Annotated in this window: 16 protein-coding genes; all 16 read left to right on the top strand. The window is 38.5% G+C overall.

Features of this window, described 5'->3' with window-relative positions; translation table 11 throughout:
• The first annotated feature begins 474 nt into the window (after window positions 1–474).
• Window positions 475–2,385 (top strand): hypothetical protein, encoded by a 1,911-nt coding sequence (locus RDN93_RS16450; RefSeq protein ID WP_308746529.1) that lies wholly within the window; start codon window positions 475–477, stop codon window positions 2,383–2,385.
• A 133-nt stretch (window positions 2,386–2,518) separates the two neighbouring features.
• The gene (locus RDN93_RS16445) at window positions 2,519–2,899 is read left to right on the top strand and encodes a DUF3244 domain-containing protein (protein ID WP_308746528.1); all 381 of its coding nucleotides are present in this window, start codon (window positions 2,519–2,521) and stop codon (window positions 2,897–2,899) included.
• 83 nt (window positions 2,900–2,982) lie between these two features.
• Window positions 2,983–4,383 (top strand): radical SAM/SPASM domain-containing protein, encoded by a 1,401-nt coding sequence (locus RDN93_RS16440; protein ID WP_308746527.1) that lies wholly within the window; start codon window positions 2,983–2,985, stop codon window positions 4,381–4,383.
• Between the two features lie 24 nt (window positions 4,384–4,407).
• The gene (locus RDN93_RS16435; protein ID WP_308746526.1) at window positions 4,408–4,614 is read left to right on the top strand and encodes a hypothetical protein; all 207 of its coding nucleotides are present in this window, start codon (window positions 4,408–4,410) and stop codon (window positions 4,612–4,614) included.
• 57 nt (window positions 4,615–4,671) lie between these two features.
• Window positions 4,672–5,880, top strand: coding sequence for a hypothetical protein (locus RDN93_RS16430; protein ID WP_308746525.1), 1,209 nt, complete (start codon window positions 4,672–4,674; stop codon window positions 5,878–5,880).
• Window positions 5,873–8,026, top strand: coding sequence for an O-antigen ligase family protein (locus RDN93_RS16425; RefSeq protein ID WP_308746524.1), 2,154 nt, complete (start codon window positions 5,873–5,875; stop codon window positions 8,024–8,026). The genes RDN93_RS16430 and RDN93_RS16425 overlap by 8 nt, the downstream gene beginning before the upstream one ends.
• A gap of 3 nt (window positions 8,027–8,029) precedes the next feature.
• Window positions 8,030–10,345 (top strand): outer membrane beta-barrel family protein, encoded by a 2,316-nt coding sequence (locus tag RDN93_RS16420; protein WP_308746523.1) that lies wholly within the window; start codon window positions 8,030–8,032, stop codon window positions 10,343–10,345.
• A gap of 58 nt (window positions 10,346–10,403) precedes the next feature.
• Window positions 10,404–12,284, top strand: coding sequence for a hypothetical protein (locus RDN93_RS16415; RefSeq protein ID WP_308746522.1), 1,881 nt, complete (start codon window positions 10,404–10,406; stop codon window positions 12,282–12,284).
• A 161-nt stretch (window positions 12,285–12,445) separates the two neighbouring features.
• Complete coding sequence (locus RDN93_RS16410; protein ID WP_008776404.1) at window positions 12,446–12,919, top strand: arginine repressor; 474 nt, start codon at window positions 12,446–12,448, stop codon at window positions 12,917–12,919.
• A 25-nt stretch (window positions 12,920–12,944) separates the two neighbouring features.
• Window positions 12,945–13,523, top strand: a complete 579-nt coding sequence (locus RDN93_RS16405; RefSeq protein WP_308746521.1) for a GNAT family N-acetyltransferase — start codon at window positions 12,945–12,947, stop codon at window positions 13,521–13,523.
• Between the two features lie 15 nt (window positions 13,524–13,538).
• Window positions 13,539–14,747, top strand: a complete 1,209-nt coding sequence (locus RDN93_RS16400; protein WP_004310468.1) for an argininosuccinate synthase — start codon at window positions 13,539–13,541, stop codon at window positions 14,745–14,747.
• Entirely contained in the window at window positions 14,744–15,712 is a 969-nt protein-coding gene (gene argC / locus RDN93_RS16395; RefSeq protein ID WP_308746520.1) for an N-acetyl-gamma-glutamyl-phosphate reductase, read from the top strand. Before RDN93_RS16400 ends, argC begins: the two co-directional genes overlap by 4 nt.
• 109 nt (window positions 15,713–15,821) lie before the next feature.
• Window positions 15,822–16,943, top strand: a complete 1,122-nt coding sequence (locus RDN93_RS16390; protein ID WP_308746519.1) for an aminotransferase class III-fold pyridoxal phosphate-dependent enzyme — start codon at window positions 15,822–15,824, stop codon at window positions 16,941–16,943.
• A gap of 137 nt (window positions 16,944–17,080) precedes the next feature.
• Entirely contained in the window at window positions 17,081–17,854 is a 774-nt protein-coding gene (gene proC, locus RDN93_RS16385) for a pyrroline-5-carboxylate reductase (RefSeq protein WP_308746518.1), read from the top strand.
• A 104-nt stretch (window positions 17,855–17,958) separates the two neighbouring features.
• Window positions 17,959–18,513 carry a cupin domain-containing protein gene (locus RDN93_RS16380; protein WP_308746517.1) on the top strand — a complete coding sequence of 185 codons (555 nt, stop codon included), beginning with the start codon at window positions 17,959–17,961 and terminating at the stop codon, window positions 18,511–18,513.
• A 7-nt stretch (window positions 18,514–18,520) separates the two neighbouring features.
• On the top strand, window positions 18,521–20,176 hold the full coding sequence (locus tag RDN93_RS16375; protein ID WP_308746516.1) for an AMP-binding protein: 1,656 nt from the start codon (window positions 18,521–18,523) through the stop codon (window positions 20,174–20,176).
• Window positions 20,177–20,342: the final 166 nt, after the last annotated feature.

Raw genomic sequence — 20,342 nt, 5'->3', positions numbered from 1 at the left:
CTACGTGGAAACTCCAGTATCTATATGCAGAAACTCTCGTTTCTATGCTTGGAAACGAGAGTTTCCAGCCTGGGAACGGGAGTTCCAACGTAGGGAACTGCTATTTCTTAAGTAGACACTGACAGGATGACCGATACGGCTCGTTTATAGTGTTGCAGATACCTGGGCATCTGCAACCATCTGCAACAGCATCTGCAACGCTGTAACCATCTATTAATTAATACATTATCTCGGTTTTGTTGCAGATGGCAGATGTTTTTCACTTTTCATATTTGGTAGGAGATTTAGCTGTAACAAGTAGGAGACTTGAGTAAGTCAAGTACATGGCTCGGCTTACTTCAGTACTGCTTTGATTCATCCCCGTACAAAACAAACGAAAAACGTCTCCCAACAAATGTTTTAAATAAACATAAATTAGCAACGATCAGATAAGCAATGTAGAATCCACAATTGTACTATATATAAAGCCGAATTATGAAAAACATCAAGCACCAAACAAAAGAACATAACAGACTAATATATTACCTCTGTTTATTAAATCTGATATTCGTAACCTTTGCCTGCCAACAAAAAGGAAGTGGAGATTTACTTTTATCTACTGCAGATTCATTGATGTCCACCCGTCCAGACAGCGCATTGTATCTACTGGAGAATATCTGCCTGTCAGAGATAAAAACACCTGCCCAAAATGCTAAATATGCCTTGCTACTCACTCAGGCACAAGACAAAAACTACATCATACCAACCACAGATTCATTAATACGCATAGCCACTGAATATTATGATTCGATAGACAATGACATAGAAATGCAGGCAAAAGCCCATTATTATCTTGGAAGAGTGTATCAAGAATTAGGAGATAATCCTGCTACCACTCGTGAATTTCTCACTGCAATGCCACTAGTGAAACAATCCAAAAACCACAAACTATTGTGCATACTGTATGGAAACCTTGGGTATGTATACTTCCAGCAAGAGTTACTGGACAAAGCGGACTCTCTTTATGTATGCGAAGAAGAACTTCTTAAACAAGAAGCAGATTCCGCCCATTTAGCAACGTTACTTGTACAACGAGCTGATATTTGTATTATGAAAGGAGCGGCATTTCATGGCAAAGCCGAAGAGTTGTTAAACCGCGCCCTACCCATTGCTGAAAAACTAAATAATCCACATGTAAAGATAGAAGTTCTTAGCTCCCTAAGAATTCTTTATAACGAAATGGGAGAACCAGAAAAGGCTATTTCATATATCAGACGTGAACTAATGCTGCAAAAAGACACCGCTCAACTATATGGTATATACCTGAGTCTAGGTGATGCTTATAGCAGAAGCAATCAAAACGATTCGGCTGTTTACTATGCTTACAAAAGCCTATTTTCTCCCAGTTTTTACACTAAAGCTGGTGCTTGCATCATACTAGAAGATGTAGCACGGAAAAAAGGAGACTTTACCGAAGCATTGCATTTCAAAGATAACTATGAAGCATATATGGATAGTACAAAACACATTGAACGCACAAAGGAAATTTTAGTAGTTGAGGAAGAAACCCTTCTTCAGCAGAGTGAACAAAAACACAGGAGTAACCTATCATTATACTTGTATTACATCTACGCCGGGAGTAGTTTCATAGTAATACTCATTGTTCTTTTTGTATACAAACGAATCAAATATCGTCAGAAAGCACAACAACTAAAACTGAAACAGGAGTCTCTATTACAAACTATCTCCACACAATCCATCCAAATGAGAAAAGATATGGAGAATAAAGATGCAGAAATAGCGAAATTGAGACAAAAATGTAGTGAGTATAATGAAGATAAACAATATTTAAATCAACTGAATAGCTGTCTCAATGAATTATTAAAAGAAAAAGATAAGATATACACAGATATAAAAAAAGCTATTGCAGATAAAGAGAAAGAAATAGAACAACTTATGAAACAAATACAATTACCAGATGATGCGAAATATAATATCCATTTAACAGAGCAACTGACTAACATCAAAAAAGAAAAAAGTTATTTGTTCGATAGTTTATTAACAAGTCGGTCTGTCGCCTACAAGACCTTATTAACCATAAAACAACACAATTATGAAAATCCGGATGCAAACGAAAAAGTACCGAATGAAATATGGGAAACATTGATTGCGGAAATAGATCAATTAACACATGGATTTATTGGACGATTGACGGGGAAGCATGAACGACTATTGAAAGAAGATGTCTATTTCTGTTGTTTGGTTAAAATTGGCATAAAATATGCCGATATTGCGAATGTATTTGGCTGCACTTCCAATGCTGCATACAAAAGAAGAGATGCTATTATGAAGAGGATGAATATAGAGACGCCTATAAAATTTGATATTCTGATAGAAGAGATTTAAATGTAATGTATTGATTTTCAACAAATGCGTATTTGTTAATTAAGTTTTAACAAAATGCTACACAAACCAAACCAACTCTAAGCCCTATGTTTGTAACATCAAAAATGAAAAACCGAATTTATATTTTACAGACATGAAGAAAGAACTATTTATTTTCGTACTATGCAGCATGCTATTCACACAATTACCGCGTTTTGCCAATAGTGAGATTGATACTTATTCAACACGCCAAACTGTTATAATACGTGGCTCAGAACAACATTCTTCACAACGTACCCTATTCCCGGCACAAGTATTTCTCATGGAGCATTTATTAACGGCCGAGTCATTAGACTTCGAATCCGATTTTAAAATAACCATAACGAATATGTCAACAGGTGAAGTAGTGTATGAGCAAACTTATAATGCTAGCATAAAGCATATAACTATTGATTTAGGTACAGAAGAAACAGGAGATTACAAAATTGAATTGTCGTCAGCAAACTGGCAATTATATGGAGATTTTAGCTTATGAAAACTTTAAAACTATCATATTAAACAATTCTGATAAAGTGGATAAAGAACTTATTTGAGTAGAAAATTTGATATGTAAAAAAAATGAAAAATATTGAACTGTATAGAAAATCGTCTTACGTAATATCAGTAAAATTAGAGCATACTGATGATAAATATATGCTCATCCATGGTTATACAGGAGCAATGGACATAGTTGGAAAAGATTTAGCAGATCAGATAAAAAAAATGAGTAAGGAGGAGTTTGTAGATTCTCCTTTCTCGGTCGAAACTACTAAAATGTTGTACTCTAGAGGATATTTGACAGATAAAAATATAGACGAAGAGCTAAATTATGTGCAACACTTAGCTCATCTTTTTCATCAAAGAGATAAAAAGTTATTTAAAAGTTTTGCTTTTTTGGTTGCTTATAATTGTAATTTCAGATGCCCTTATTGTTTTGAAACCAACATCTCACAAGATGGTCGCCATTGGTCTAAAAGAGTCTTTTCAAAAGAACTAGTGGATAAAGCCTATGAGGCTATGTTATTGATAGAGCCCCAAAAAGAATTGCATAACAAAATAATTACTTTATACGGAGGAGAACCCTTGCTTAAGGAAAATAGAGAAATTATTGATTATATTTTAAAGCGGGGAAAAAGTCTTGGTTATAAATTTGATGCTATCACTAATGGCTATGATCTACAAGCATATATGGATGTTTTAACTCCAGGACTTATTGAAGCTTTGCAAATAACCGTTGATGGTTGCAAAGAAAGGCATGATGAGCGTAGAACTCATTATATTATGGGAAAATCATTCGATAAGATAATTGAAAATATTGGTATGGCTTTGCAACGTGGGATAAAAGTAATGGTTCGGGTTAATACTGATGCCAATAATTTTGCAGACTTACATTACTTGGGGCAATTATTTGAGCAGTTAGGTTATGCTAGTTTGCCAAATTTTAAAATGTATTCGGCATTACTCCGTGGTGATAATAATGATGTGACCTCTCAAAAATTGAAGTATATTGGTGCGAAAAAATTTCATGATTTGCATAAAAAAGAAAAATTTAGATATAACTGCCAGGACTATGGAACTCTTAATAAAATAGAGGCAACGATTAGAACCCAAAAGATATTTGAATTGCATTCTATTTATTGTGGTGCTCAATCAGGTAGTGCAATCTTTGATCCTTATGGCGACTTTTATTCGTGCTATCAAACAGTTGGAGATAAAAAGCATATTATAGGACATTATGGCAAAGGCATATTAGAATACTCTGATGCCTCAAAGCATTGGTATGAGCACAATATTTCAGTATCTCATAAATGTTCTCATTGTAAATATGGCCTCCTTTGTGGTGGTGGATGTTTAGCTAAGGCTGATTACAATATAGAAAGCGGTTTTGGAAAGTCATTTTGCAATGATTATCCGTCTGTTTTCACTATAGCAGTAAATAAAGCTTATGATGCTCTTGTAACAAATAAGCAGTTTCTATAATTATTAACCAAATTAATTAAAAAAATGAAAACGATTAAAGAAGATTTGTTGCCTATGAATGAGGCACTATGTGATGAACTTTATGTTCAACAATTGGAAGAAAGGCTTGAAACTGATCCTCTTATGGTTGGCGGTTTATTGGATTTACTTTCTACAAAGAGCTCTGTTAACGCTGATTTGAGATGCTTTGATACTAGTTGTGGAGCCGAATTTCATTGTGGTTGGGTTTAATTAACACAGGTTGATAGGTCATTTTAATGATCTATCAACCTATAAAATTGGATATTCATGACAGATATCGAGAAGATACAATCAATGGAAATAATGGATTTTTCTACATCCAATATTTCACAACATTTTTTGCTTTATTATAATGGTTGTTATTTTGAAATAAACTTATTTGTAGCGGAATTAATAGTTATAATTAAACAGTCATCTTCTATAGATGATGCTATTTCCAAATATGTGTCATTTAAAAAGGGGCATTATACTGAAGAAAACGTAAAAGAGATAATAGAAAGAGCAATATTCCCAATTTTAAATTCGTCTAAGAAACAAAGAAGTTTCATATTTAATATAAAATTATTTTCATCGGAATTTGTTGATGCTTTCTCGAAAAAATTATCTATCTGTTTTAACAAATGGATATTATTATCAGTTGTTACATCCTTTCTCTTATTAGAGATTCCTTTCTTATTTAATATCACTACTTTGTTTAAAGAGGAACTCCAGTTTAGCTTATTAACTATTATCTCCGTTGTCGCATTCTTTCTTTTTTCGTCGTTGATACATGAATTAGGGCATGCTTCCGCATGTCGCTTTTATAACATAAAACATGGAGAAATTGGTTTTGGATTATATTTGAATTTTCCGGTTTTTTATACAGATGTTTCTCATATATGGAGATTAAATAGAAGACAACGATGTGTAGTAAACTTTGCAGGTGTATATTTCCAAATTATAATTCTGCTTCCTATATTGCTTTGTGAAATCTTGTTTCCAAACAATATATTGAGATATATTATATTAGGATTAAATCTAAATTTTCTGATAACATTAAATCCATTCTTTAAATTTGATGGTTATTGGTTTATGACGGACTTGCTAGGGATCTCTAATTTAAGAAGAAAGAGCAATCAGTTAATCAAATATTATTGGTATGTATTCATTGGTCGAAAACAAAGTGTAGAAACTCCATTCACTTTTTTGTTGAAGAAGCGTGAAAAGTTTTTTTTTATAATCTATTCTTTGTTGATAAACTTATTTTTTATCTATTATTTTTTGTACATTATCCCTGTATTTATCTATAATTTATGTCGTGAATTCCCATCTAAATTGGTATTGCTTATACAAGATTTGTCTAACGGGATAACACCGGATTATTATCAGGTTTATTCTATGATTACACAATTATTTTTTTTAGGAATCACTATTTATTTATTTTACAGGGTATTTATTTTTCCTTTGAAACAAAAAAGAAGTATGCCAAATGAATGAAAGTATAACAGGACGAAAATATTGTAATACGATTGTGATATCGATTGTCCTTTCTATTGTGCTGTTTCAGATAAGAGATCCATTTTTCTTTTCTGGCATCCTTTCCATGATTATACTTTCTTTCCAAATAGAAAAAGGAAAAAAAATACACCTAAACTATTTTGATTTGATATTGTTTCTCATTTGGCTTTATGATGTTTTGTTAGCTTTCTATTCCATAAATGCTAGTTGTCGTTTTCAAAATTTAAAAATTTCAACAATATCTATTTTATTCTATTTCATAGTTAGATTTATTTGTTGTAATGAGTTGAGGATTAGGAAATTATTAACGATATGTATAATTTTAATTGGACTTCAATTGGCTTTAAGTATAATTTCATTTATTTTATTCGAAAATGCTGTCATAAAAGCTGGTTTTAGTCATTTGTACAATTTTCGTTTTCTGTTTAAGCCAATTGGGTTTGCAAATAATGAATGGGGAAGCCTACTTATATTGTATATGGGATTCATCCTTCTTTATAGAAAGATTATAGGTAATAGATTTATATATTTCTTCTTACTATTATCAGTTCTATTTTGTATTATAACTACTTTTTCCCGCGGTATATACATTTCATTCTTAGTTATATTTATTCTTTTTGGGGGATATATTGTAATTAATAAAATGTTGCATAGGAGTGCTACTCTATATACATTAATATTAATGTTGTCAGTCACTGTAATATCTTTCACTTTTATAGATGATATAAAAGAAGTAGTTAAATTTAATGGAACAGTTTCTCAACAACGTAGTACAAATGCTCGGGTAGAATCTGTTTATACAATCTATAGTTTGTTAAAGAAATATCCGATATTAGGTGCTGGTAGTGGTAATTATACGCTTGTGATAAATCAATTCAGTAAATCAGAAGATGATAATGTTGATTTTACTACCTATGCTCCTAATGCATTTGTTCAATTGGTTGGAGAAAAAGGATGTTTGGGAATCTTATTGTGGGTGTTGCTTCTATTCTCTTTCATTTATTTGGCTTTAAAAAAAGAGAATAGAAAAAGAGAGATTATCATAATATTGATTACATTAATTGCATATTTAATTAGAGAAAATACGTTTTCGATATTTTGGAGAGATGTATCTGCTCAATTACTTGTTTATGTATTGTTTGCTTTAGCTGTAAATCAAATGAGCGTACCTGTATGTACTATTAAATTGCAAACTATTTTATCAAAATGCGTTGAAATTTCTTTAGGCATAATGTGTATTATAATAGCAATATCTGCTATATCACATTATTTGGATGAACGATATAATTCATTAGCTTTGTATTATGCAGAGCATCAGGATTATACAAACTTAGTAAGAACAATTGAAAAAACAAGTAAAAAAGAACCGTATCTTATAAATAGAGGGTTGGCTTATTTTGCGTTGTATAAAAAAAATAAAGATATTGAATGTTTGAATAAATCCGAAAAATACATGCGAATTGCGGTTAAACAAAATGCATTCGATAATCAAGCCTATTATTATTTAGCTAAGATATTAGAGAGAAAGGGTGAAAATGCTGAATCTTTATCTATAATGAATGAGTTGGTTTACAAATTCCCTAATTGTTCAAGATATCAAATACATTTGTTTACTTTGCTAAAAAAATCAAATATAATAAAGTATGATCATTTGTTTAAAGCCATTGAACATACTCCACAATTACTTCATAGTGAAATATGGAAACAATGTTTGGCAGACGACCCAAAATTAAAGAATAGGATATTAGATAGAATGAACAAATATATTGAATTAGAACAGGACAAAGATCCAATTCGGATAACTAAATATGGCAGTATTTATCTTGCATTAGGAGATACTGTTTCGGGGTGTAGATTGATTAAAAAAGGGCTTGAAATGCTACCTAATTTGTCACATGCTTGGGAAAATTTAGCTATAATTGAATCTAAAAGAGGTAATAATAATATTGCTGAAGTTTATAATAAGAAAGCTGCTCTTCTCATTGGTGGAGCATTTTTGAGCAATGATGAAAAAGAAGAATGGAGGAGTAGGGAACTAAATATTAATGATTATGATGAAAATCATGTTTACAAATTAAAATTTGCAATATGGTATTCAAGTCGATTATTAAATGTAAAAATATAAGCTATGAAGAAACTTCTCAGTTGGTTCATTATCAATGCATTATCGATATTATCGGTATTAGCCCAAATTTCAGGTCGTATAATAGACGAAGGCGATCAACCTTTGTCATTTGTAAATGTGCAACTATTATCTTTGCCTGATTCCACATTTATTACCGGTGCTATTAGCGATAAAAACGGAGCGTTTCATCTATCAGTATCTGATTTCAAAGAAAAAATAGTCGTATTGACTTTTGTCGGTTATGAAACTAAACTAATAGTGCCAACCTCGAACGACCTGAGTGTTATAAAAATGGCACCAAGTTCGATAGCGATAAATACGGTTGTCGTGACAGGCAGAAAGGCCATGTATCAACTAAAAGGAGACAGATTGATTGCAAGCATTGGTAATTCGTCTTTAAAATCTTTAGGAGATGCAAAAGATGTTCTGAAACAGATGCCGGGAATACGTTCTGAAAGAGATAAAATAGAAGTTTTCGGTAAAGGAACACCACTAATATATATTAATGGTCGAATGGTTCGCGACGATTTAGAACTAAAGCAACTCAAATCTGAAGATATTGACAAAATTGAATTGATTACTAATCCCGGGGCTGAATATGATGCAACAGTAAGTTCTGTCATAAGAATAAAAACACGTTCTCTTCAAGGTGAAGGTTTGGGAGGTAGTATTAATACTGGAATAAAGAAAACGAAATTCTTTTCTTTTGAAGAAGGAGTAAAGCTCAATTATCGTCATAAAAATTTGGATCTATTTACGTCTGTAAACTACGAAAACACGAAAGAATTGGATGATGAGACAGAAGATGTGACAATCTTCTCCGACCCGATTTGGAAGCTTAATGCCAAACTGAAAAGTAACACGCATAATGAAAATATAGATTCTAAAGTAGGAGCTAATTATAGGTGCAATGGAAACAATTTCATAGGAGCCATTTATGAATATTCGCATTCGCCCAAATCTCCTGCAAAGAATATAGAGGCTACTTACAAGACATTCGCCACTGATATCTTAGATGATGAAGTAACTTCACGCGACTGGCAAAAAAATACGGGAAGTTTTCATCGTATTAATTCGTATTACAATGGATTAATTGCGAAAAAAATACATGTAAATTTTAATTTCGATTTTTTATATGGAACAAATGACAATAAAATGAGGAATAATGAGGAGAGTGAAAAAGAAAATAATCGCATAATCACTTCCCTGGGAAATACCAAAAATGTATTATATTCAGGCAAACTAATATTGGGCTATTCTATTGGTAAGGGGATGCTTCAGTTTGGGGGAGAATATACAAATATTAGAAGAAAAGACCTCTATCAAAATAATGAATCTATCATTGACGATGCGGTAATAAAAACGAATGAACAGAAACATGCTGAGTTTTTAGCTTTTAATATGCCGTTTAAAGAAGTTAGTTTTAATGTAGGAATAAGATATGAGCATGCTGATTTTAAATATTGGGAGGCAGGTATATATAAAGAGGATAAAAGTCGTATTTATGATCAATTGTTCCCAAATGCTTCCGTCTCTTTTCCCGTCAAAGATACTCGGATGTCCATTGCTTATTCGAATAAAACACAACGTCCTTCCTTTACTCAATTAGACGGTAGTGTACAATATTTAAATAGATTTATGTATAAGAGTGGCAATCCCTTGTTAAAGCCACAAATAATGCATGATGTTACTTGGCAAATACTATATAAATTCACTCGTTTTTCTGTAGGATATGTTTATATTCAAGATTATATTGGGCGTACCCGTGAGATCTATAAGAGCGATGAAGCCATAACATTAGGGACTTATCAAAACTTGAAGAAGAATCAGCAAATAAATATTGCCATATCATTGAGTCCTAAAATTAAATTCTGGCATCCATCTTTTAATGTGTATTTTTCGCAACCTTTGTTTGAAGCCATGTATAAAGATCAAATGAAGAAAATGCAAAATCCTCGGTTTTTTTTATCCCTTTATAACCAACTAAATCTTTCTGATAATTTAATTTTGTCTGTAGATATGGACTACCTGAGTGCCGGCAGTCAAGATATCATACAATGGCAACCGTCGGGTGGCATTGATGTCGGTATAAGACACTCTTTCTTTTCGAAAAAAATGGATGTAAAATTAAAAGTGACAGACTTGTTCAATACTCGCAAATTAGCTTTTACCGGATATAGCCAGACGACATCTCAGAAAACTAGAATAAATTATTCTTCGCGTGGTGTTCTATTAACTGCGGTTTATTACTTTAATACAGTTCAAAGTAAATATAAAGGTGGAAATTCCGCGAATGAAGATATTCGTAGGTTAAAGTAACTCTGTTTATGCAAAAACGATTTTTGAAGTTGAAATACATTATACAATCAAACCAAATATGAATAAGATTATCATTCTTTTAATCGTTGTTTTTGCCATAACAGCATGTACCGGCAAAATGAGTAAACTGGAAGAAGCTTTGGAAAAAGCAAAGGACAACCGTTCTGAACTGCTTATGGTTCTTGATTATTATAAAAATGACTCTCTGAAACGGAAAGCGGCAGAATTTTTAATTGAAAACATGCTCGGCTTTGTTGCTTATCATTATAAGGATATAGATAGCATCCAAGAATTAAAAAAAGAATGGATAGTGAATGGTTTCGTCAAAGATGAAGACCTTGAAAAGATGGAACGAGAATGGTTGAAACCAAAGATACGAAAGGATATTGAATGCATCAGTGCCGAGTTCCTGATAAGCAATATTGATGATGCCTTTCAAGCCTGGCAAGAGCGTCCTTGGGGAAAATATATTCCTTTTGACGTTTTCTGCGAATATATTCTGCCATATAAAGCAAGTAATGAACCTTTGGAAGAATGGAGAAAGTTATACAAAGAACGATATTCCTTCTTATTGGATTCCGTATATACAGGAACAGATGTGATTGAGGCAACAAAAACAGTCTGCGAATATCTTAAAATGGAGGATTTTCACCATACACACATATTCAATACCGCAAGTGCCGGTCCCCGATTCGCACTAAACTACCGGATAGGAAAATGTGCTGATGAGCTTGATCTCACCATGTATGTAATGAGAGCTTTAGGAATACCTGTGAGCATCGACTACTATCCGTTTTCTCCCGAATCGCTCAATAACCATTCATGGTGCGTGGTGCGGGATACTACCCAAGAGAATGCAACATTTTACTATTCAGAATATGTTCCCAAGCGCGGAGTCAGGGAAGGAGAATTCCGTAAAATGTGCAAAATGTATCGAAGAACGTATGCTAAACAGCCGGATGGCACATACCAAAAAGATGTAAGTGACGAATATTTCAAAGACACCCTAACGATACAAGTTTCTGATGCCGAAAAAAATACTGATTTATATTTGGGAGTGTTCAATCGGGATAAAGTTATCCCGTTGGCCAAGTCCACCGTCAATGGAAACAATGTGTCATTCGGCTATGTAGAAGATAATTGCATCTATATCATTTTATCAAAAGTGGGGAAAAAATACATCCCTTTCACCGATCCATTTATATTTGATGGGAAACAGATCAATTATTTTTCAACAGACAATAAAGGAAGCAAATCGGAAGATATTAAGATTTACCGAAAGTTCCCGTTTTTTGCATGGAATAAGGATAGAATGTACAGAATTGTAGATTCTAAGTTTGAGGGAAGTAATACGATTGATTTCAGCCACCCTGAAATGCTATACCATATATGTGATACGCCTAAAGTTTGCTATAATGAATTGATGGTGCAGAATAAGCAAAAATACCGCTATGTGCGATACAAAGTCAGGGAGGATTCTTTTCTCGAATTAGCAGAGTTGCACTTCTATCAAGACAACAAGGAAATAAAAGCTGAAAATATCGTTGCATGCGAACCATATTATGCCAATGCCGACGAATTTAAACTGGCAAATTGCTTTGATTATGACCCACTCACCTACTTCCTATCCAAGAAAGAAGGACAGGAACTTATCTTCGACTTTGGCACTGAAGTATTAATTAACAAGATTCTATGCATACCACGCAACGACGACAATTTTATCCGTCCGGGAGACACCTACGAACTTTTTTATTGGGGAAAAGACAAAAAGTGGATTTCTTTAGGTAAACAGAAAGCTACAGGAGTGATGCTACAATACCGTAACATACCCAAAGATGCACTACTGTTCCTGCATGATGAAACGCGAGGAAGAGAGGAAGAAGTGTTTTTTCTGAAAAATGGAAAACAATTTTTTGTTAATAGTTTGCCAATAGACTAACCTTTAGCATCACATAAATCAAGTAGCAATACTGGCATACAAGCTATCTTCCATAAAATAATATCCTGTTTTTTTGCGCTTTTATGCAAAAAAACAGGATATTATGCATATTTTCTCCAAAATAATGCATACTTTTGCAGCGTTATTAGAATAAATATGCAATGAAGAAGAAAGCAAATCGGTTAGACGCCATCAAAATGATTATCTCAAGCAAGGAGGTCGGTTCGCAGGAAGAACTGCTGCAAGAGTTGAACCGCGAAGGCTTCGAACTGACACAGGCCACCCTCTCCCGCGACTTGAAACAACTGAAAGTAGCCAAGGCTGCCAGTATGAACGGAAAGTATGTATATGTACTGCCGAACAACATTATGTATAAACGTTCTACCGACCAGAGTGCCGGCGACATGTTACGCAACAACGGATTTATCTCTTTGCAGTTCTCCGGCAACATAGCCGTTATCCGCACCCGTCCCGGTTATGCCAGTAGCATGGCTTATGACATCGACAACAATGAGTTCACCGAAATACTCGGAACCATTGCCGGAGACGATACGATTATGCTAGTGTTGCGTGAAGGAGTCGCTATCAGCAAGATACGCCAGCTTTTATCACTCATCATCCCGAATATCGAATAATTATACCTATATTATATATAAAGAAATGGACACTCAACAAATAGATGTTATGGTAGCCGACGCCTCACATGAGGTTTACGTTGACACTATTTTGGAAACTATCAGAAATGCTGCCGCCGTACGAGGAACAGGAATCGCGGAACGCACACACGAATACGTAGCGACAAAGATGAAGGAAGGTAAAGCAATTATTGCCCTTTGCGGTGACACGTTCGCCGGATTCACTTATATTGAATCGTGGGGCAACAAGCAGTATGTGGCAACTTCCGGTCTGATTGTTCATCCCGATTTCCGTGGTTTGGGATTGGCAAAACGTATCAAACAGGCTTCTTTCCAACTGGCACGTCTCCGATGGCCGAAAGCGAAGATATTCAGCCTGACTTCCGGCGCAGCCGTGATGAAGATGAATACGGAACTGGGCTATGTCCCCGTCACCTTCAATGAACTGACAGACGATGAAGCTTTCTGGAAAGGATGCGAAGGATGTATCAACCACGACATCCTGAAAGCCAAAAACCGCAAATTCTGTATCTGCACAGCCATGCTGTACGACCCGACAGACCCGCGGAACATTAAAAAAGAACAAGAAAGAAATAACATTTAAAAAATATACAGCACTATGGAAGAAAAGAAGAAAAAAGTAGTGGTGGCATTCAGCGGCGGACTGGACACATCGTTCACCGTCATGTACCTCGCCAAAGAAAAAGGTTACGAAGTATATGCAGCTTGTGCCAATACGGGTGGTTTCAGCGAAGAACAACTGAAAACAAACGAAGAAAACGCTTATAAACTGGGAGCAGTGAAATACGTGACGCTGGACGTAACCCAGGAATACTACGAAAAGAGCCTGAAATACATGGTTTTCGGAAATGTGCTGCGTAACGGTACTTATCCTATTTCGGTCAGTTCCGAACGTATCTTCCAGGCATTGGCCATCGCACGTTATGCCAACGAAATCGGAGCGGACGCTATCGCACACGGTTCTACCGGAGCAGGTAACGACCAGATTCGTTTCGACATGACTTTCCTCGTACTGGCTCCGAATGTGGAAATTATCACATTGACCCGCGACATGGCATTGAGCCGTCAGGAAGAAATTGATTATCTGAACAAACATGGTTTCAGCGCGGATTTCACCAAACTGAAATATTCGTATAACGTAGGTTTGTGGGGCACTTCCATCTGTGGCGGTGAAATCCTCGACTCCGCACAGGGATTGCCGGAAACTGCCTACCTGAAACATGTAGAAAAGGAAGGCAGTGAACAACTCCGCCTGACTTTTGAAAAGGGAGAATTGAAAGCCGTCAACGACGAGAAGTTCGACGACCCGATCAAAGCAATTCAGAAGGTGGAAGAAATCGGTGCCGCTTACGGTATTGGCCGTGATATGCACGTAGGTGATACAATTATCGGCATCAAAGGCCGTGTAGGTTTCGAAGCCGCCGCCCCGATGCTGATTATCGGCGCTCACCGCTTCCTCGAAAAATATACACTGAGCAAATGGCAACAGTACTGGAAAGACCAGGTAGCCAACTGGTATGGTATGTTCCTGCACGAAAGCCAGTATCTGGAACCTGTGATGCGCGACATCGAAGCGATGTTGCAGGAAAGCCAGCGTAATGTGAACGGTACGGCTATCCTCGAACTTCGCCCGCTTTCTTTCTCTACCGTAGGCGTGGAATCGGAAGACGACCTCGTGAAAACTAAATTCGGAGAATACGGTGAAATGCAGAAAGGCTGGACAGCCGAAGACGCGAAAGGCTTTATCAAAGTGACCTCTACTCCGCTGCGTGTTTACTATAATAACCATAAAGACGAAGAGATATGATTAAAGCAGGAATCATTGGTGGCGCAGGATATACGGCAGGCGAATTAATCCGCCTGCTGCTCAACCATCCGGAGACTGAAATCGTATTTATCAACAGCAGCAGTAATGCCGGAAACAGAATCACCGACGTACACGAAGGTTTGTATGGAGAAACTGATTTAACATTCACCGACCAGTTGCCTCTGGACGAGATTGACGTTCTTTTCTTCTGCACAGCCCACGGCGACACGAAGAAATTCATGGAAAGCCACAACATACCGGAAGACCTGAAGATTATCGACCTCTCCATGGACTACCGCATCAAGAGTGACGACCACGACTTCATCTACGGTCTGCCGGAACTGAACCGTCGTGCCACATGTACGGCAAAGCATGTAGCCAACCCCGGTTGTTTTGCGACGTGTATCCAACTGGGTCTGCTCCCGCTGGCCAAAAACCTGATGTTGACAGACGATATTTCCGTAAATGCCATTACAGGAAGTACCGGAGCCGGAGTGAAACCGGGTGCTACCAGTCATTTCAGTTGGAGAAACAACAACATTAGCGTGTACAAAGCATTCGAGCACCAGCACGTGCCGGAAATCAAACAGTCACTGCAACAGTTGCAGAACAGCTTTGATTCCGACATAGATTTTATCCCGTACCGCGGCGATTTCCCCCGCGGCATCTTCGCCACCCTCGTGGTAAAGACGAAAGTGGCTCTTGACGAAATCGTCCGCATGTATGAAGAATATTATGCGAAGGACTCATTTGTACACATCGTAGACAAGAATATAGACCTCAAACAAGTAGTCAACACCAACAAGTGTCTGATACATCTCGAGAAGCATGGCGACAAGCTATTGATCATCTCCTGTATCGACAACCTGCTGAAAGGTGCCAGCGGACAGGCGGTTCATAACATGAACCTGATGTTCAACCTGGAAGAGACAATAGGGCTGCGTTTGAAGCCTTCAGCGTTTTAATAACGGAATAACGGTTAGTGATTAGTGATTAACGGCTACGCTATAATGAAGTTAATTATTAATCACCAAACGTTAACCGCTAATCGTTAATCACTAAACGTTAATCAACATGAAATTATTCGACGTATATCCTTTATATAATATCAATATAGTCAAGGGGAAAGGCTGCAAAGTCTGGGACGAGAACGGGACTGAATATTTAGACCTTTACGGCGGTCACGCCGTTATCTCCATCGGACACGCACACCCTCACTATGTAGAGATGATCAGCAATCAGGTAGCCAATCTTGGTTTCTACTCGAACTCGGTTATCAACAAGCTGCAACAACAGGTAGCCGAACGGCTGGGAAAGATTTCCGGCTATGACGATTACAGCCTGTTTCTTATCAACAGCGGTGCCGAAGCGAACGAGAACGCACTGAAACTGGCTTCTTTCTACAACGGACGTACCAAAGTGGTTTCTTTCACCAAAGCCTTCCACGGACGTACTTCACTGGCAGTAGAAGCGACCAACAATCCGTCCATCATCGCTCCTATCAACAACAACGGGCACGTTGTCTATCTTCCTTTGAATGACACCGAGGCCATGAAGCAGGAACTGTCTAAAGGAGACGTATGCGCTGTTATCATTGAAGGAATACAAGGCGTAGGCGGCATCAAGATACCGACTACCGAATTTATGCAAGAACTCCGCAAGGGATGTACCGAAACGGGCACTATCCTGATTCTCGACGAGATTCAGAGCGGATACGGACGTAGCGGAAAGTTCTTTGCCCACCAATACAATGATATCAAACCGGATATTATCACCGTAGCCAAAGGTATCGGAAACGGATTCCCGATGGCAGGCGTTCTTATCAGTCCGATGTTCAAACCTGTATACGGACAGTTAGGAACCACTTTTGGCGGAAATCACCTGGCGTGCTCGGCGGCCCTTGCCGTAATGGACGTTATCGAGCAGGAAAATCTGGTAGAAAACGCTGCCAGGATAGGTAACTACTTGCTGGAAGAACTGAAAAAATTCCCGCAAATCAAGGAAGTACGCGGACGCGGACTCATGATCGGGCTCGAATTTGAAGAGCCAATCAAAGAATTGCGCAGCCGCCTCATCTATGACGAGCACGTATTTACCGGAGCAAGCGGTACGAATGTACTTCGTCTTCTGCCCCCTCTCTGTCTCAGTATGGAAGAAGCGGATGAGTTCCTTGCCCGGTTCAAGAAAGTACTCTAACCGCTCATTTGATTAATAAACAGCCAACGATAAAAGCAGCCTTCAGTAGAAAAATCTTTCTTATTCAGGCTGCTTTTTGTTTTTTCGTAATTTACCGTTACCTTTGTCTATGACAACTCATTAAAAACAAGCGTAATATGAAAATAGCTATCATCGGTGCAGGCAACATGGGCGGGTCTATCGCTCGCGGCCTGGCAAAAGGAAGTCTGATAGAAGACTCGGATATCATCGTATCCAACCCCAGTGCAGGCAAACTGGAACAACTGAAAAAAGAATTTCCGGGCATCTCTACCACTCACAACAACGCCGAAGCGGCGCTGGGAGCAGACATCGTTATCCTTGCAGTAAAGCCCTGGTTCATGCAACCCGTAATGCGCGAGTTGAAACTAAAAAGCAAACAGATACTCATATCGGTAGCCGCCGGTATCAGTTTCGAGGAACTGGCTCATTATGTGGTATCACCGGAGATGCCGATGTTCCGCCTTATCCCCAACACCGCTATCAGCGAACTGGAAAGCATGACACTCGTTGCCGCACGCAATACGAATGACGAACAAGATAAATTCGTTCTCCGGCTCTTCAGTGAAATGGGAACAGTGATGCTTATCCCCGAAGACAAAATAACCGCAGCCACCGCACTGGCTTCCTGCGGCATCGCCTACGTCCTGAAATACGTTCAGGCGGCCATGCAGGCCGGTATCGAAATGGGAATCCGCCCGAAAGACGCAATGACCATGGTAGCGCAATCACTGAAAGGAGCCGCCGCACTGATTCTGAACAATGAAACCCATCCCAGCGTAGAAATCGACAAGGTGACTACTCCGGGCGGAATCACCATCAAAGGAATCAACGAACTGGAGCACAACGGCTTTACGTCTGCCATCATCCAAGCAATGAAAGCATCGAAATAACGATTAACGGAGTAGTGATTAACACTATGCAGCGCAGCTATTAATCACTACTCCGTTAATCACCAAATCAATCTCTAATCATTAATAATTAATCACTTAATAACATGAATGACCAAATTAAACAGATAGCAGAACGCCTTCGCGGATTGCGTGATGTACTGGAACTGACTTCTGAAGACATTGCCCGCGACAGCGACATCTCTGCTGAAGAATACCGACTTGCAGAAACAGGAGAATACGACATTTCTGTCAGCATGCTGCAGAAGATTGCACGTACGTATAATGTTGCCCTCGACGCCCTGATGTTCGGCGAAGAACCTAAGATGAGCAGTTATTTCGTAACCCGTGCAGGAAAAGGAGTCAGCATCGAACGTACGAAAGCTTATAAATACCAGTCATTGGCATCGGGATTCATGAACCGCACTGCCGACCCGTTCATCGTTACCGTTGAACCGAAAGGGGACAACGAACCTATCCATTACAACAAACACAACGGACAAGAATTCAATCTTGTGATTGAAGGACGCATGCTCATCAATATCGAAGGCAAAGAAATCATCCTCAACCAAGGCGACAGTATCTATTTTAATTCCCAACTCCCACATGGCATGAAAGCGCTCGATGGCAAAACGGTACGTTTTCTGGCAGTAATTATGTAATAATATCATGGTAGAAAGATTTTTATCACAGACCTCTTTCAGTTCACAAGAGGACTTCAACAAGAACTTGAAAATAAACGTTCCGGAGAACTTCAACTTCGGTTACGATGTAGTAGATGCCTGGGCTGCCGAGCAACCCGATAAGAACGCTTTGCTTTGGACAAACGACAAAGGCGAGAGCCGCCAGTTCTCATTTGCCGACATGAAGCGTTATACGGACATGACCGCCTCTTACTTCCAAAGTCTGGGTATCGGTCGCGGCGACATGGTGATGCTGATTCTGAAACGGCGTTACGAGTTCTGGTACAGCACCATCGCCCTTCACAAGCTGGGAGCAACCGTTATCCCCGCCACTCACCTGTTGACAAAAAAGGATATTATCTACCGTTGCAACGCTGCGGACATCAAAATGATTGTAGCCGCCGGTGAAGGAATCATCCTGCAACATATCAAAGATGCCCTGCCCGATTGCCCGACTGTTGAGAAACTGGTCAGCGTCGGCCCGGAAATTCCCGAAGGATTCGAAGATTTCCACCAGGGAATAGAGAATGCAGCTCCGTTCGTACGTCCGAGACACGCAAATACCAACGATGATATTTCGCTGATGTATTTCACTTCCGGCACTACCGGCGAACCTAAAATGGTGGCACATGACTTCACTTATCCGTTAGGTCATATCGTAACAGGCAGCTTCTGGCACAACCTTGACGAGAACAGCCTTCATCTCACCATCGCCGACACCGGTTGGGGAAAAGCCGTATGGGGCAAACTTTACGGACAATGGATTGCCGGAGCCAACATCTTCGTGTATGACCACGAGAAATTTACTCCCGCCGCCATTTTGGAAATGATACAGAATTATCATGTCACTTCTCTCTGTGCGCCGCCTACCATCTTCCGCTTCCTGATTCACGAAGACCTGACGAAGTTCGACCTGTCTTCACTCAAATACTGCACGATTGCCGGCGAGGCCCTGAATCCTGCCGTATTCGAGACGTTCAAGAAACTGACCGGCATCAAACTGATGGAAGGTTTCGGACAGACAGAAACGACCCTGACTATCGCCACCATGCCTTGGATGGAACCGAAACCGGGAAGTATGGGACTGCCGAACCCGCAATATGATGTTGACCTGATAGACCACGAAGGCCGTTCGGTTGAAGCCGGAGAACAGGGACAAATCGTAATCCGTACCAGCAAAGGCAAACCTCTCGGACTTTTCAAAGAGTACTACCGCGATGCGGAACGTACACGCGAAGCCTGGCATGACGGCATCTATTATACAGGAGACGTTGCATGGAAAGACGAAGACGGTTATCTGTGGTTCGTAGGTCGTGCGGACGATGTAATCAAGAGTTCCGGTTACCGTATCGGCCCGTTCGAAGTGGAAAGCGCCTTGATGACTCACTCGGCGGTTGTGGAATGTGCCATCACCGGAGTACCTGACGAGATTCGCGGACAAGTAGTAAAAGCTACGATTGTTCTATCAAAAGAGTATAAGAACCGCGCCGGAGAAGAACTGATTAAGGAATTGCAGAACCATGTGAAGAAAGTGACTGCTCCTTATAAATATCCGCGTGTGATTGAATTTGTAGACGAACTTCCGAAGACTATCAGCGGCAAAATCCGTCGTGTGGAAATCCGTCAGAATGATGAGAAGTAAGTAAAAAACAATCTGTTCATCAATATATCCCCTTTAGCTACCTCTTGGGTAACTAAAGGGGATTTTTATATTATATATAAAAAAATTACACTTCTATTTTACTTTTCTCCATACCTTTCCTCTAAAAAGAAAAATCCCCTGCTCTTATATTCGTATGTAACTTACT

The sequence above is a fragment of the uncultured Bacteroides sp. genome (assembly GCF_902491285.1).
In the GTDB taxonomy this organism is placed as follows: domain Bacteria; phylum Bacteroidota; class Bacteroidia; order Bacteroidales; family Bacteroidaceae; genus Bacteroides.
Note: the sequence above shows the minus strand (reverse complement) of the source record. Positions and strands in the feature narration are given on the sequence as shown.